Origin of the sequence: Bacillus sp. 103mf (assembly GCF_900116295.1) — a bacterium.
GTDB classification, from domain to species: Bacteria; Bacillota; Bacilli; order Bacillales; family Bacillaceae_G; genus Bacillus_A; species Bacillus_A bruguierae.
In genome coordinates this window covers 18,634-34,424 of sequence record NZ_FPAF01000014.1, presented here as the reverse complement: position 1 = coordinate 34,424, position 15,791 = coordinate 18,634, and the positions used below count along the sequence as shown (strand labels likewise).

The window sequence follows — 15,791 nt, the reverse complement described above, 5'->3', positions numbered from 1 at the left end:
TCATGATCTTTTTATTTTTTTATATAACTTGTACATCGGTGTAGATAACCAACTCCATATACAAATGATAATATAAAATAAAAGTCCAGCTCTCAGTATAACGTCCGAATGTAACGTAGCTAATAAGAACATCGTTCCAAAACCTATTGCCCAAAAGATAAGCGGACCACCTATTTTATCGATGAGAACATTTGGAAAGAAAATTGGATGAATCAGCTCTTCTGCTTCTTCTAAAATTTCAAGTAAATCTTTATTATTTGGCGCCAACAAGAACGCTTGTCGGTAATATTTGTATGCTTCTCTATACCTTTTCCTTGATGCTGCATGGAGTCCTAACTTCACTAAAAAATTTACCTCGTTATCTGATACATAATAATTATCTTTTAAAGATTCCTCTATTTCTTGTTTCGTTCCTATTGCGAGTAATAAAATAAATTGATAATGGCGAACGGTAGGATGGTTCGGATTAACTTCTACTGCTTCTTGTATAAGTTGCTTAGCTTTTTCAATATGACCTGTTTTTAATAAAATAAATGCATATTTTGCCATCGCTTGCGCATCGGAAGGGTCTGAATACAGGACATTCAAAAAACTTTGCTCCGCTTTTTCAAGTTCATTCGTATTTGTATATATATGTCCAAGTGTATAGTACACTTCTTCTGGATTATAACCATGTTGCAAAGCTGATAAGCAAAGCTCTTTTGCTTCATCATATTGTTCTAAATCTGCATAGCAACATCCCAAAAAGTACAATCCTTCCGCATGCTGCGGATTATGAGAAAGCAATTTTTCCAATTTCTGCTGCGCTGTTTCAATATGACCAATCTCGTAATAATGCAACGCTTCTTGCCACAACATCGTTTCACTTTGTGAAGTTGACATGGAGCATCTCCCCTCCTGCTATCAATGCCGCTTGGGCAATGATACCAACTATTCCAATGATTAAACCTATCCGACGTAACGACTCTACATTTTCATTTACTAAATTATGAATTCGAAACCGTTCCCGCAGCGCATATACATACACACCTGTTACGACTACAGCAGCTATTCGAGAAGCAATCTTTAGCACATATATATCGCCAATTAGAGCCGCACAGATGAACATTGCTAATAAAGTCATTATTCCTATCATAAGAAGTATGTATATTTTCTTTTTGGACTCTTTTAACCAAATCGCATTGCAAGTTCCTAAAATCATAATCGGAATAATCCCAAAAATAAATCCAATAACAAAAAAGTTATAAATATTATACGTTTTTGTTTCTCTTGCTTGTTTTCCTTGTAATATAGGTTCCATCAAATGATATGACATATAATTCCTCCTTTTCCATATTCACATTATAAAGTATATTTTCATCCTATTTACAGTGAAAATAAAAAAGTCGACAACCTTTGTTGTCGACTTCTGATTACTCACTCTTTTTAAATTGCTCACACTTAAACTCAATATCATCTAACATTTCAAGAAGGCGATCTACATCTTCTAGTTCCACGTCTTCTGGTTCAATTGTATCAATAACCTCTATAAACATATTTAAACGTTCTTTCAAATATACTAATTGTGAATCCTTATCGTAAGTAGCATTTCCCATAGGTGCTCTCTCCTTTTTATTCGAGTTATCCTAATTTCCTATCTAGCATACTCATTTGTGTACTTGTTGAATCTTTATTTCATTATACAGCAAAAGCGATTATCGCGGTCATGAAATTTTAGTAAAATGGTTTATCCGGCCATTTAATGACAGTAAACTCCATCATCTTATGATGAAGAAAGAACAAAAAAGATAGACGAGGGATGAAAAAACTTCCCACTGCTGGAAGTTTCACTTTATTAAAAAGCAATCTTCTTCTATCATAGAGGATGGACAAATTGTTATTTCAATAGTCAAAGGAGTATTTCATAAATGGATACATCACAAAAAATGAAGCCGATTACTCCTTCTTATGATCCATGGGAAGCTTATATGGACCTTGAAGAGTATGGCAAATTATTATTAACAAACGTTGAATTTACAACGACAACATTATGCAATATGCGCTGCGAACATTGTGCTGTTGGTTATACATTACAGCCAAAAGATCCAAATCCACTTCCGCTTGATTTATTATTACAACGATTAGATGAAGTTCCACATCTACGTTCTTTAAGCATTACAGGCGGCGAACCGATGCTTTCCAAAAAATCTGTTGATAACTATGTAACACCGCTCTTAAAATATGCTCACGAACGAGGCGTTCGTACCCAAATTAACTCTAACCTAACTATAGATTTAGCCCGTTACGAACAAATTATTCCTTATCTCGATGTTTTACATATTTCTCATAACTGGGGAACGATTGATGATTTTGTTGAGGGCGGATTTGCGATGATGGAGCGCAAACCGTCATATGAACAACGTGCCAAATTATTTGAACGGATGATTTCAAATAGTAAAGCCTTATCAGAAGCAGGTGTTCTTGTTTCTGCTGAAACAATGCTCAATAAACGTACACTTCCGCATATTGAACATATTCACCGTCAAATCGTTGAAGAGATGGGCTGTAAACGTCATGAAGTACATCCAATGTATCCAAGTGATTTTGCTAGCAATCTTGAAATTTTAACGAAAGATGAAATTTTGAATGCCATTTCACACCTTCTTGATATTCGCGATGAAAATGTATGGATGCTATTTGGAACATTGCCATTCTATGCATGTAGCAACGACGAACGCGATTTAGAAATATTCAAAAAGCTGCATACAAGTAAAAATGTAACAGTACGTAATGACCCCGACGGTCGTTCTCGTTTAAATGTAAATATTTTTGACGGCAGTATTATCGTTACAGATTTCGGTGACGTTCCAATGCTTGGAAATGTTCAAACAAATACACTGCAAGAAGCTTATGAAAAATGGAGCTCCTCACAAACAGCAAAAGAATTAAGCTGTCATTGTCCAGCTGTAAAATGCCTTGGACCAAACATTCTTGTGAAAAATAGTTATTATCCAACAGAAAATTTCTTAACGAAACAAGCAAGCATCACGTTATAAGAAAAAACGTCAGCGTACTATCATGCTGACGTTTTTTGTATGAACCTTTACCTTGGATCAGGAGACGAAATAAACTTAAAGGAAAGATGATCTTGAATTGGTATGGATGCTCCAATTCCTTGTGATGTGATATTTTTAATCATCAATTTTCGCTGATTCCCTTTTAAGACAAGATATACTTCGCCAAATGTTACTTTTCCTTTTTCGTTAACTGCTGGCGTATACGCATATAAATATCCAAGTTGTTTCGAACTAATATTATATACTCGTTCATGCTGGGTTCCATAACCAATGATTGTTTTAAACGAAAGAGGTAAACGTACTTTTTCCATCGCTTTTAACAGCATCATCTTCTTCACATCTTCTGCATCCTTAATGTAAGAAGTAAGCCCACCTTCTACTAATTTTTGTGCTTCTTGTTTATAGCGAAGTGGATAAAATCCCTGTCCACCGCGATTATCATGAACATTCCGATTGACTTGCCTGTATTCCCAGTTCATTGTTGTTTCAATCGATTCATAATTTAAAGGCCATTGTCCTAAATAAATTTTCGCGCGATATCCAACTGCAAGTGGTGCATTTGAAATAGATGTTTCATTAAACATTCGAATTAAATCCGGATTTTCAATCTTTATCGGCGATGTCTCAAGCAACGTTTTTGCTAATTCACTCGGTTGTAAGCGCGGCAGGTCCTCTGTTGGATTTGGATACGTATTTTCTTTGGAAACGTTTAAAACAGATGGCGGAACTTTCACATTCAATTCTGTCTTCGCAAAACTACTACAAGGAAATAAAAAGATAAACGAGAACATAATGGTGATATAAATATTGCACACTCGTTTCATCCGTAAAGCTCCTTCCTAATGGGACTATACGGTTATATTCTTTTCCCTGCTCTCTATTGTTATCCAAACTTTTTATAATAAGTAGAAACCGATTCCCATAATGAGATAAGCGGCAAGTAATGTTAAACCTTCAAACCAGTTTGTATCGCCATCATTTGATATGGCAATTGTCAAAAATACAGCCGTAATCATTGCTACCAATTCTGGAATCGTGAATACAAGAGGCATATTTACCGCAAAGAACATAGAAATAATGACGAGTACAGGCGCAACAAACATGGCAATTTGTAATGTTGAACCAACTGCAATTTCAACAGCAATATTAACTTTATTTTTATAAGCCATAACTATAGCCGATGCATGCTCTGCTGCATTTCCGACAATCGCCACAATGATAATCCCGATAAATAATTCACTCCAGCCAAATGTCTTAGCAACTGTTTCAATTGTATGTACAAGTGCCTCTGATACATAGGCAACTGCTACTGTTGCAATCGCTAAAATAAGTAACGCTTTTCCTTTTGACCATTCCGGCTCTTCATCATGCTCTACTTCTTCTTCTTTATGCTGATATACGCCGCGGTGCGTAACAAGTTTGAAAAACAATGCCGCTAAATATAAAACAATCATAATAATAGCAATGCCGACGCTAAGTTGGAACGTTTTTTCTACGTTCATGTTCATTGAAAATATTTCTGGAATGACAAAAGCAACGACAACCGCAAAAATTAATAAAGACGAATTATGCCTCGCGTCATATACATTAAAGGTTTGACGTTTATACTTCAGACCACCTACAAAAAAGGAAAGTCCACCAACTAACAATAAATTCCCGAGAACAGAACCTGTTAGCGAAGCGAGTACTACTTCCGTTAACCCAGCTTGCAATGCAAAAATAGAAATAATAAGTTCAACTGCGTTACCAAATGTTGCGTTTAACAATCCGCCTATACGGGGGCCTGACACAACCGCCAAACTTTCCGTTGCTCTCCCCATAAAACCGGCCAGTGCAATAATTGTAACGCAATATACAGCAAACATAATTGTTTGTGGCCAATGCATTGTGTTACCAAGAACAGAAAGAGGCACACCGATTACCGCAACAATTAAAAAAATCTTATTGAACATCCTTTTCATCCTTCCATTTCTTTATCAATCAATCATTTTTTATTCTATCATTATTCTTCTTCTAATTTACCCAATTTTTATCATTATTACGTTTAAAAAAGAGCATTGAAGAAAAAAGTAAGAACGAGCAAAAAATATGAATGTTAAGTATGAGACACTCGAAAGGAGCATAAACAAATGCATCTAAAAGAAAAAATAGCAAATATTATCCAAAATCAACAAATTGGTGTCCTCGCAACCATTCGTGACAACAAACCGTATAGCTGCTTTATGATGTTTTTTCATGAAGATTTCGTATTGTACGCTGCAACAGATCGGCAATCAAAAAAAATAACAGATATCGAACAAAATGCAAATGTTCATGTTTTACTTGGTCGCGAGGGAAAACACTGGGAAGAAGAATATCTTGAAATAGAAGGCATTGCTTCTATTGAAGAAGACAGTACGTTAAAAAATAAATTTTGGACAAATAGTTTAAAACGTTGGTTGCTTGGTCCTGAAGATCCAAATTACGTGTTAATAAAAATCAATCCTGATACCATTTATTACATTGATAGTGCTGGTACAACACAACCAGAATTTTTACGTCTATAAAGTGAAACTTCCATCAGTGACGCTTTTCTCGCTGATGGAAAGCCCGCCCAATCGGGCTTTTACGGGCAGTTTTTCCCCGTGCTTCCCCACCCTTTACTGCCCACGAATAGCGGGATAACGAACAAAACAAGACTTCGTTAGATTTTAAATATAGTTTGAAGGATATGGTCAATAATAAGAAATAGAAAAAGCCTTGAGAAAGGAAATTCTCAAGGCCTTTTCTACTTTTTTAGTAACAAATACATAAAATAAGGAGCACCAATAAAAGCAACCATAATACCTGCAGGAATTCCACTTGGTTCTACAATATGCCGACCAATTGTATCTGCAAGTAATAATAGCCATCCACCGATCAGAATGGCTACAGGGACAAACATTTGATGTCTTGGCCCAACTAAAGATTTTGCAATGTGCGAGGCCATAAGCCCGATAAAGGCGATTCCCCCTGTAACTGAAACTGCAGCGGCAGCTAATGCAACGGCTGCTAGTAATAGGGAGCGGCGTTCTTTTTCAATTTCGATCCCAACGCCAATCGCTACAGGTTCGTTTAAGGCAAGAATGTTTAGACGGTTTACCTTATATAATGTGAACGGGATCAGTATAGCTAACCATGGAAGGATAGCTAATACAAAGACCCAATCATCTCCCCAAATATTTCCGGCAATCCATTTTGCGATAAAATCTACTTTGGTACGTTCAGCAGAGGAGATAATTACAATCATTGTTCCTGAGAGTGCGAATGAGAATCCAATCCCCGTTAATGTTAAATTTATCGGCTGAAGTCCCGTAGCTTTTTTATATGAAAAGACATAAATCAGGCAAACCGTAATAAAAGCCCCCATAAATCCAACAACTGGTAGTAAGTATACAAATGAACCTGCATCAATTGGAAAATACAAAAAGAAAATCGCAATCGCTACACCTGCTCCTGAATTAATACCGATAATTCCAGGTTCAGCTAAATCGTTTCGAGTAATCCCTTGTAATATAGCCCCTGATAAGGCAAGTGCCATGCCAGCTAATAGTGTAATTGTAATTCTAGGCAATCTAAGAGAGAATAAAACAAATTCTTCTTTAAATGTTCCTTGTCCAAATAATGTTGGAAGCAGCCTATCGTAGGAGAGTGAAGCAGCTCCTAATCCCATACTGACTGTGATTGTTGCGATAATAAGTATAAGTAAAGCCATTATAATGAGTCGTTGTTTTTTTAAAATTGATTGTTGAATCATGAAAATGTTCTTCCTCCTTTACGTACAATAAATAGGAAGAATGGTAGACCTACAATGGCAACAATGGCAACAAGTGGTGTTTCATATGGAGCATTCATTGTACGTCCGATTGTGTCAGCCAATAGCATAAAAGAAGCGCCAACAATGGCAGACATCGGGATAACAAAGCGATAGTCTGGCCCGACGATTGGTCGTACCATATGGGGCACCATTAAACCTACGAATGCCATGTTTCCAACAAGTGCAACAGAGGCACCTGCAAGCAAAATGATAACAATAAAAAGAACGGTTTTAATGACGATGATTTTTTGACCAAGTCCAATTGCAACTTCTTCGCTTAGACTTAGAATCGTCAATTTCTTTGAAAATAAAATGGCAATGAATATACTTACTGAAATAACTGGAATAATGATTTGTAACTGGCTCCATGTTGTTCCAATTACACCTCCTGCTGTCCACATAGATACGTCTTGCGAAATCTTGAAGTAAATCCCAATGCCTTCTGAAACCGCAACTAAGAATGCTGAAACTGCCGATCCAGCAAGGACGATTCGAAAGGGAGAAAGCCCTCCCTTTCGAATCAACCCAATGCCCAAAACCATAATTGCACCGATTGCTGCTCCAATAAAGCAGGCAATCATCATATAAAAATAATTTACAGAGGGTACAAAAGCAATGGTAATAGCAAGTGCAGCGTTAGCACCACCAGTTAGACCAAGTAGACCTGGATCAGCAAGTGGATTGCGGGTTAGTCCTTGCATAATTGCACCAGAAACAGCGAGACCAGCCCCAACAAAAATAGCTGCAACTTCACGTGGTAAGCGTAGTTCACGGATCAGGGAAGGCTTTTCTCCTTTAGCTGAAGAAGTAAGCGCTAACCATACATCCTTTACAGTTGTATCTGCCGCACCAAACAACATCGCGATTATAAAAATAAGGAAAAACGCAATGATTCCTAAAATAAATTTATACGTAAAGGAGGCTGAACGTAGCTTGTTTTTTGTCATTCGTTTCACATCTTTTCTTTTCATAGAATAAAGGAAGAGGAATTCTTAAAATAAGAATTCCTCATTGTTATATTATTGACCAAGAAAGCTTTTCTTGAAGAAGTCTAGTTGGAAATCTAATGTAAGTGGATCATTAAAGTAGAATTCCATCATGTTTACTTCGAATGCTCTATTATTTTTCACAGCTGGGATGTTTTTGTATGGTTCTGTTTCTTGGAATGAGTTATCAGTATCTTTATTTTTACTTACAATTAAGTAATCCCCAGCATACTCAGGTAGAACCTCAGTAGATAATGCATAATAACCTGGTTCTAATGCTTTTTCTTTTACTTTTTCAGGCATTTTTAATTTCATTTCTTGATAAAGAATTTCTGTTCCACGGCCCCAGTTCTCGCCGTATACATAAATTTGCTTGTTAAAGTTTTCAATAACAGAAACAGTTGCGTCTTCTCCAATTTTTGCTTTAATATCTTTCCCTGCTGCTTGTGCACGTTTCTTGAAATCGTCCACCCAAGTTTTTGCTTCTTTTTCTTTATTTAGTAATTTACCGATTTCTAAATGTTGAGTTAAGTAATCTACTTTTCCGTATGTGAATGTAACAGTTGGAGCAATTTTCTTTAACTTATCAACGTTTTTGATATTAGATAAACCAATAATTAAGTCTGGATTTAATTCAATAATTTTTTCGATATTTTCATCTGACACTTCAGCAACATCTTTTAATTTCTCTTGAAAACGTGGATTTTGTTTGGACCATGAATCTACCCCAACAAGATTTACACCTAAAGACATTACGTTACCTGCGAATGATGATAATACAACGACACGTTTGGGATTTGCAGGGACTTCAACTTTACCATTTTCAGATTGGTATGTAATTGTTTCTGATTTACTTCCCTTTGCACTTGAATCGTTTTTCTTATCTGTTGATCCTTTGCTACAAGCACTCATAACAAGTACAAATAGAACTGTAAGTGAAATGAATAATTTTTTCATTCTTCTTCTCCTTTTTATAAAATGAACGTAATATATAGCTTTCTAACAGGATGATATCTCACAATTCGTTCTACATTGGGCTTACAAATCTTGCTATCGAGATTTATTGCAATAAAAGTAATTGAATGATTTATAAGTCAATGAAACGTTATATTCCCTCCGATTTTGTTAATAGTTTACAAATTGAAAATGATTATCAATTTCAATCACTTAATAATATAATTTTATCTTTTTATATTGTCAATAGTAATTTGGATTGTAAATCTAATCGAAACAGGTTATATTTTATTGAGAATGATAATCAATATACATTAAAAACTGAGGAGTGAGCGCGAATGAATCAAGAGGAATTATTTGATGTAACTGTGATTGGGGGTGGACCTGCAGGGCTTTATTCAGCGTTTTATAGTGGATTAAGAGAAATGAAAACGAAGATTATTGAATTTCAGCCACAATTAGGTGGAAAGATACATGTCTATCCAGAAAAAATGATTTGGGATATTGGAGGATTGCCACCAGTTATGGGGGCTAAGTTAATTAATCAACTTGTAGAGCAAGGATTAACATTCCATCCAGAAGTAGTATTAAATGAAAAAGTAGAATCGATAACTCGCAATGAAGAGGGAATCTTTGTGTTAAAGACATCCTCTGGAGAAAGACATTTTTCAAAGACTGTTATTGTAGCAACAGGGAGCGGAATATTAAAGCCACAAAAATTAGCAATTGCAGGTGCTGAAAGATTCGAAGTATCGAATTTAAATTATACTGTAAAATCTTTAAAACATTTTCAGGATAAAACGGTCATTGTTTCAGGCGGAGGCAATTCTGCAATCGATTGGGCCAATGAACTGGAGCCGATCGCAAAAAAAGTGTATTTAACATATAGAAAAGATACTTTGTCTGGTCATGAAGCACAAGTGACACAACTTATGAATAGCTCTGCAACATGCTTCTTGCATACAACAATTACAAAGTTAATTGCAGGTGATAATCATAAAGCAATTGAGCGTGTGGAATTAACAAATCATGAAACAGGAGAAGTTTCATATTTACCAATTGATGAAGTCATTATTAATCATGGATACGAACGTGATATGACATTATTGAAGAATAGTGAACTAAATATTGAAATAATAGATGATTACTTTATTGCAGGTAATGCAAATAGTGAATCTTCCATAGAAGGGTTATATGCTGCGGGAGATATTTTAAAACACGAGGGTAAATTGCATTTAATCGCTGGTGCTTTTCAAGATGCTGGGAACGCCGTGAATAAAGCAAAACAATTTATTCAGCCGGATGCAAGTGAATATGGCATGGTTTCTTCCCATAATGATGTTTTTAAACAACGTAACCGGGAACTTATTAAGCAAATGATGAGATAAAATGCATTCGTGAAATAACGGATGCTTTTTTATATTTTCTTTGCGCACAAAAATAGATGGAACTGAGATTATGGTATGAGTTTGTTAGGTGTATTTGACTGAAAATAACGATGTTTAGGAAAGAAGAAATGTTTTCAATGTTTCTACAAGTGGAGTTAGGTTATATTGTAAAATACCTTCCTGAGGAAAGAAAAAATCAGCTTAACAATCATGCTGAAGTAAATGATGAGTTTTTATTAAGTAAGCAAGAAAACTATAAAAAAACTGGTATCTCTCGTATTACACCGTATCGTAAGAAACAACGCATTCTTACCTTACTTCTCTAATACATATATACTTAATATTTTGCGAGGTCCTGTTTTGTCGAAAAGTTCTTATCCAAAAAAAATTGAAAATGGTGGAACTTTCTAAAGATTCTGTTATATAATAGTACTAACTTAAATAAACTGTATTAAAACAGATTGGGAGGAGAAATAAAAATGATAAAGAGAGAAGAACGGAAAAATATGATTGAATTTATTGAAAAGAAAAAAGGAATTGAACGAGAAGAACTTATGTATATGACAGATGACGAAGTAGAACATATTTATAATGTGACGTACTTCTTATATGAAGAAATCACAGAGTAGCATATAAAAAAACCGCTATATACATTAGCGGTTTTTCTTATCTTTTTGTATTTTTACATATGTATAAACAATCAAAGCGATAATGATTGAAACAACACCAATCCAAAATCCGTATCGATGTAAATTGTACTCTACATCTCGCCACTTTTCTCCTAATTTCCACCCAAGTCCAATAAAAACGCTCACCCAAATGAACGCACCGCCATACGCATATAAACAAAACTTACCCCATTTTAAGCCCGACATTCCTGCAAAATAAGCAGTTAAATGTCTAACACCAGGTATAAAATAGCCAAACACTAATAAAAAAGGACCATACTTCTCAAATAAAATATGAGTCTTCTCGATTTGAGCTTCTTTAATCCCCACTTTAGAACCATATTTTTTCAATACAGGGAGTCCAAGTTTTAAACCAAGCATATAACTTAATGTAATCCCAATTATAGCCCCAGCCATGCCGCTCGTAAACGCCTCTGTTCCTGACATATATCCCCTTGAAATATTATATCCAACAAATGTAAGTAGAAATTCATCTGGTATTGGTAATCCAACGATTCCTCCAGCAAGCGCAATAATAATTCCATAATAACCGTAGTGTGCGATTAATTCACCAATATGTTGTTCCATTCGCACGACACATCCTATACGTTATCGTTATTCCACATTGTACCCTCTCCATCAATAAAGCAAACATGGTATACATATTCACTATACATTGTTTTTATGCCGAACTCTACATCCAATGTTACAACTTCATGTAGAATATTATAGTCTTATTATGTTATTAGGAAGAGTTAATGTTGTTTCAGAACTGAAAGGAAATTGAAAAAAAACTGAAACTTTATGCATGAAAATTCAATCCTACTCTAAAAATGAAAGGAAAATGAAATTTTTCAAAAGAAAATCTTTGCTAGAATAAAGAGCATCAATGCAAAAAAGTGTTGACATATAAAGGAATATACACTTTTTAAGATATAGTGGGGGAAAAACATGACACTAGAAAAACAATTAATAAAAAAAATATATTATGAAACATTTCTAATGGAAAATGACACACATCCGCCTCTCCAAGTACTGGGAGAAGCTTATTTAGCTGAACAAAAAAATGACTTTTCGGATGGATCTTATATTCGTTTTGCACAAGGTGAGTTTTATTATCACCATCAAGATTTTGAATCCGCTATTTTTAAATGGGAGAAAGTCAATAATGAATTAGAACCATGGGCACAGAAGAATATTGCAGATGCTTACTTCGAACTCAATCAATTATCAGCTGCCGAAACTGTGTATACGTCCATTACTACTGATAATAAAATACTTATGACCGAAATTTCATTGCAATTACTCTCTCTTTACATAGAACAAAACAAACTGGATTTAGCCTTCAAAGTTATTAAAGACGCTGTTTCTGTAAATCCTGATTATCCAAACGTTACAACCATTGCTCGTTCCTTTTATGAAGAACAGCAAGATTGGGATAGTGCGGTGGAACTTGCAATAAATGAAATGATTCGAACAGAGTCCTTCCAATGGTTTGAGATTTTAAAAGAATATATTGATAAAGGATTTACGAAAACCATTTCACCAGATTATTTCTATAAGGTACTAGTTACATTACACAATGTAGACCTAATCCAATTTACACAAATTGTTTCATCACTTTGGCACAGCTATAAGAATGAGCAAACTTATTTGCTTTGGCTTAAAACAATAAATGACTTTTTCTCACATATCGAAGTACATTCAACCGATGAATGGGACAACATTTCTTCTCTTTATGAAGAAACGTATTTTGAATTAATTCAAGGCCAGTATATGCTGAGACAATTACATGATATTGTTCCGAATATTTTAACGAATTGGTTAAAAATGGTCAATCCTTCTCGCTCTGTCTTTCCATCTGCAGCAGTATTGGCATGGGATGAGATTTTCCCTGCTAAAATAGATTCGGCAGACGTGCAACACGCAGAAAAACTATTGTTACATTCCACCAATTACACGGATGATTTAGACTATAGTTTACATCTTTTTGATTCTATTACACAGTGGGCACAAAAAAATGATTTAGAAATGGGACATCGATTTAGATGGTTGGTCTGTGAGCTTGCAGATTTAAGAACAAACCGTCTTTTAGTAACAGGAACTTCTGGAAACGGAAAATCTTCATTTATCAACTCTGTACTAGGAGAAAATATATTAGAAGATTCAAGCACAAATACAGTTATCTTTAAAGATGACGCTCATACAGAAATTAATGCAATAACAGATGCAACAATTTCAACGACTAATAATTTCTCAGATTTCCATAACATGATGTCTATGCACCGACAAACATATAGAGAAAAAACATGTATTGAATTTAAATTACCTTGCAAGTTTTTAAGTAAAAACAAACTAGCATTCGTTGTTACACCTGGCTTTAATAGAAACAACGATATTAGAAATGAAACATTCGGATATTTAAACTCAGTAGACAGTTTGTTATTCGTATTGAATGCAGATTCTCCTTTTACTGATAAAGAACGTGACATTTTATTAAACATTCAAGCGCATGCACCAGATTTACAAATTCATTTCTTATTAAATAAAATTGATAACATTTACAGCGAAGCTGAAGTAAAACGAGTTATACATGATACGCAAACAAGAATACACACATATTTCCCACATGCGAGGATTTTACCTTATTCATCGTTATATACAAACAGCCAACAGCTAAACGAGTTAACTGATTTTGTCAATTTTAACTTTGAGTATAAAAATCTTGAGCAAGAACGTACGAAAAAAATACTATTTTTCATTCGAAAAGCAATTCAATATCTTTTAGATAAACGAGTTGAGATGGAAAACAACTTAGTGGATTCTATTAGTTGGAATGAAGATATTTTAGTGAGACTAAATGGCTTTATTAATAATGTTACTGCTTTTGAAAAGGAAAAAATTCATTTTATTACAGATTCATATCGTACAATGAAACATAAAATTACGAACGATCTTACAGAGCATATTCCGAAGCTACTACAAAGCTGCTCTGATCTAATCAGTGAGGACAGCGATTTTAGACACATTGATATTGAATTAAATGCCGCGATGAATGAGAGAATTCGAAACTATTTAGAACAAACTGTATTACCTAACTTCGCTTCATCCATGCAGAATTGGATTGAAACTTCTAATAACGAGTTCCTTCAAAGTCAATCATACTTAGAAGAAATAAGTGAAGGACTTAACTCGTTATGTGGAGAAAATCGAATCCAGTTAGAATGCGACTTTAAAATACTTGATGATTGGCGCCGAGATACGGATAGAATGACGAATCGAATACAAATGGAAGAAGTAAATATCTTCCGCCGGTTTACGCCCGCGCAATTTTTACTAAAAAGTGCAGGAAAATTATTCGGAGCTCTTCCTAAAAATAAAACAATGCTGTATAACAAATACAAGCAGTATTTAGAAAATGAAGATTTTACTGATGTAACTACTTCTATTATAAACAAGTTTTTCTTACAGTTTGAGTTATTTGAAAATGCACTAGAGCGAGATATTACTATGTTCTTTAGAGATCCATTTAGTTCATTGAAACAAGCTGTAGAACACACGCATTTAGAAATACAAGAACAGCAAAACACACTGCATAAAATGAAATCAAATCCTGAAGTTTATCGTGATCCTGTAACACTCTTTGAACTAAGATTGCGTCAGTATGAAGTAGTCTTAAGTATAGATAAGAAGAATCCTGATGCAGAGTTAATGTTAGAAACAAACATGGAGTCGATTTTTTAATTGTAATAGATAAAACCACCAAAGCAGCCAATATCGGCTGCTTTGTTACTTCTTATATGTATGTAAAAAAATTAATCCTGTTGTATATCCCAAATCACATCATCAACCTTTGCTTCAATACGGATTCGCTGGATAAATTGCTTACGTTCGTTTTCATTACGAGCTAGTTTCTGTACATACCGCCGCTTACTCAACAAGTGTAGATAACGTTTGTCTGTATGAATGACATCTCGGCATTTTACATTTTCATATATAACCTTAAACCAATCATGTCCCTTTAACTTTTCCACATGACGAGCAAATCTTCTTTGTTTTCGCTTTTCTCTTCCTTCTATAGTTTCTAACGCTAACTCTACAAGTTCTTCTGCTAGAGCTTCTCCTATAACTCTTACAACTCCGATTGTTCCTCGAACGATAACTTTAGTAGCATCTACCGCTACTTCCCCGATTGCAACTGCTCCCCGTGCGATTCCAGCTAAAACATGACCGACAATCTCTTCCATAGCTGTCCTCCTTCTAATCTATAATCCGTACCCGGTTAAAAGGGTAGTATATAGAAACTAAACTTCCTAATACATCATCTTTATCAATGAATCCTAAACCATTGCGGCTATCACGACTAACTAATCGATTATCTCCCATTACAAAGATTTTGTTGTTCGGAATTTTCATCGGACCAAAATCCTCCGTTAAATTCATCATAAGTTGCTTTGCATGCTTCTTATTTTTTTCTAAATAAGGTTCCTTTTGCAATTGACTGTTGATATACAACTGATCGTTTTTCATTTCAATCGTATCCCCAGGTAAACCGATAATACGCTTCACATAATAATTATCCGTCTTCACTACAATTACATCACCATAATCATAACTATCAATTTGCTTTGCTAACTTATTTACAATGACTTTATCTCCTTCATGAAGTGTAGGCTGCATAGAAGCTCCTTGTACAGTCGTTGGAAAAAATACAAATACTTTCATGAAAAAAGCAATAACACATGCAATCGCAAATACTTCAATGAATTCCCGCAAACGACTTTTTTTCTTCATACGCCTCTCCCTTATTCCTCTATTACCTATATAACAAAATGTTCTTGTAAATAAATTCTATATTATCAGTAAATTACCTGGACAATTCACCTGAAAAATCTAACATTTTC

At 34.7% G+C, this 15,791-nt stretch carries 17 protein-coding genes; 6 read left to right on the top strand and 11 right to left on the bottom strand.

Annotated elements, in window-relative coordinates:
• From BM350_RS21245 to BM350_RS21235, 3 genes are all read right to left on the bottom strand, one after another.
• Positions 1–882 carry a tetratricopeptide repeat protein gene (locus tag BM350_RS21245; RefSeq protein ID WP_090916899.1) on the bottom strand — a complete coding sequence of 294 codons (882 nt, stop codon included), beginning with the start codon at positions 880–882 and terminating at the stop codon, positions 1–3.
• Positions 863–1,315 (bottom strand): hypothetical protein, encoded by a 453-nt coding sequence (locus BM350_RS21240; RefSeq protein ID WP_090916898.1) that lies wholly within the window; start codon positions 1,313–1,315, stop codon positions 863–865. Before BM350_RS21240 ends, BM350_RS21245 begins: the two co-directional genes overlap by 20 nt.
• Positions 1,316–1,412: 97 nt before the next feature.
• Positions 1,413–1,595 (bottom strand): SE1561 family protein, encoded by a 183-nt coding sequence (locus tag BM350_RS21235; protein ID WP_020061169.1) that lies wholly within the window; start codon positions 1,593–1,595, stop codon positions 1,413–1,415.
• Positions 1,596–1,907: 312 nt separating this feature from the next.
• On the opposite strand from BM350_RS21235, the gene yfkAB reads away from it, so the two are divergent.
• Entirely contained in the window at positions 1,908–3,035 is a 1,128-nt protein-coding gene (gene yfkAB / locus BM350_RS21230; RefSeq protein WP_090916896.1) for a radical SAM/CxCxxxxC motif protein YfkAB, read from the top strand.
• Positions 3,036–3,082: 47 nt separating this feature from the next.
• On the opposite strand, the gene BM350_RS21225 is transcribed toward yfkAB, so the two are convergent.
• Both BM350_RS21225 and cax read right to left on the bottom strand, forming a co-directional pair.
• Complete coding sequence (locus tag BM350_RS21225) at positions 3,083–3,880, bottom strand: YfkD famly protein (protein ID WP_090916895.1); 798 nt, start codon at positions 3,878–3,880, stop codon at positions 3,083–3,085.
• Between the two features lie 72 nt (positions 3,881–3,952).
• Positions 3,953–5,008 (bottom strand): calcium/proton exchanger, encoded by a 1,056-nt coding sequence (gene cax / locus BM350_RS21220; protein WP_139207693.1) that lies wholly within the window; start codon positions 5,006–5,008, stop codon positions 3,953–3,955.
• A gap of 177 nt (positions 5,009–5,185) precedes the next feature.
• Here cax and BM350_RS21215 point away from each other — a divergent pair, with 177 nt between their 5' ends.
• Positions 5,186–5,602: a pyridoxamine 5'-phosphate oxidase family protein gene (locus BM350_RS21215; protein ID WP_090916891.1), complete on the top strand. Its 417-nt coding sequence runs from the start codon at positions 5,186–5,188 to the stop codon at positions 5,600–5,602.
• Positions 5,603–5,823: 221 nt separating this feature from the next.
• On the opposite strand, the gene BM350_RS21210 is transcribed toward BM350_RS21215, so the two are convergent.
• From BM350_RS21210 to BM350_RS21200, 3 genes are read right to left on the bottom strand one after another with little or no spacing between them, the layout of a single operon-like run.
• Positions 5,824–6,828: a FecCD family ABC transporter permease gene (locus tag BM350_RS21210; protein ID WP_090917005.1), complete on the bottom strand. Its 1,005-nt coding sequence runs from the start codon at positions 6,826–6,828 to the stop codon at positions 5,824–5,826.
• Positions 6,828–7,862, bottom strand: a complete 1,035-nt coding sequence (locus BM350_RS21205; RefSeq protein ID WP_090916889.1) for a FecCD family ABC transporter permease — start codon at positions 7,860–7,862, stop codon at positions 6,828–6,830. The genes BM350_RS21210 and BM350_RS21205 overlap by 1 nt, the downstream gene beginning before the upstream one ends.
• 48 nt (positions 7,863–7,910) lie before the next feature.
• Complete coding sequence (locus tag BM350_RS21200; RefSeq protein ID WP_090916887.1) at positions 7,911–8,834, bottom strand: iron-hydroxamate ABC transporter substrate-binding protein; 924 nt, start codon at positions 8,832–8,834, stop codon at positions 7,911–7,913.
• A gap of 335 nt (positions 8,835–9,169) precedes the next feature.
• Between BM350_RS21200 and BM350_RS21190 the strand changes: the two genes are divergently transcribed.
• The 3 genes from BM350_RS21190 to BM350_RS21180 all read left to right on the top strand — a co-directional run bounded on the left by BM350_RS21190 (position 9,170) and on the right by BM350_RS21180 (position 10,848).
• On the top strand, positions 9,170–10,219 hold the full coding sequence (locus BM350_RS21190; RefSeq protein WP_090916886.1) for an NAD(P)/FAD-dependent oxidoreductase: 1,050 nt from the start codon (positions 9,170–9,172) through the stop codon (positions 10,217–10,219).
• Between the two features lie 128 nt (positions 10,220–10,347).
• Positions 10,348–10,545 (top strand): hypothetical protein, encoded by a 198-nt coding sequence (locus BM350_RS21185; protein WP_090916884.1) that lies wholly within the window; start codon positions 10,348–10,350, stop codon positions 10,543–10,545.
• 156 nt (positions 10,546–10,701) lie between these two features.
• The gene (locus BM350_RS21180) at positions 10,702–10,848 is read left to right on the top strand and encodes a BH0509 family protein (RefSeq protein WP_139207695.1); all 147 of its coding nucleotides are present in this window, start codon (positions 10,702–10,704) and stop codon (positions 10,846–10,848) included.
• A gap of 24 nt (positions 10,849–10,872) precedes the next feature.
• On the opposite strand, the gene BM350_RS21175 is transcribed toward BM350_RS21180, so the two are convergent.
• Positions 10,873–11,475 (bottom strand): DedA family protein, encoded by a 603-nt coding sequence (locus BM350_RS21175; RefSeq protein WP_090916880.1) that lies wholly within the window; start codon positions 11,473–11,475, stop codon positions 10,873–10,875.
• Between the two features lie 363 nt (positions 11,476–11,838).
• On the opposite strand from BM350_RS21175, the gene BM350_RS21170 reads away from it, so the two are divergent.
• Complete coding sequence (locus BM350_RS21170) at positions 11,839–14,631, top strand: dynamin family protein (protein ID WP_090916878.1); 2,793 nt, start codon at positions 11,839–11,841, stop codon at positions 14,629–14,631.
• 71 nt (positions 14,632–14,702) lie between these two features.
• On the opposite strand, the gene BM350_RS21165 is transcribed toward BM350_RS21170, so the two are convergent.
• Positions 14,703–15,134, bottom strand: coding sequence for a hypothetical protein (locus BM350_RS21165; RefSeq protein ID WP_090916876.1), 432 nt, complete (start codon positions 15,132–15,134; stop codon positions 14,703–14,705).
• 13 nt (positions 15,135–15,147) lie between these two features.
• Positions 15,148–15,681: a signal peptidase I gene (gene lepB / locus BM350_RS21160; protein ID WP_090916874.1), complete on the bottom strand. Its 534-nt coding sequence runs from the start codon at positions 15,679–15,681 to the stop codon at positions 15,148–15,150.
• Positions 15,682–15,791: the final 110 nt, after the last annotated feature.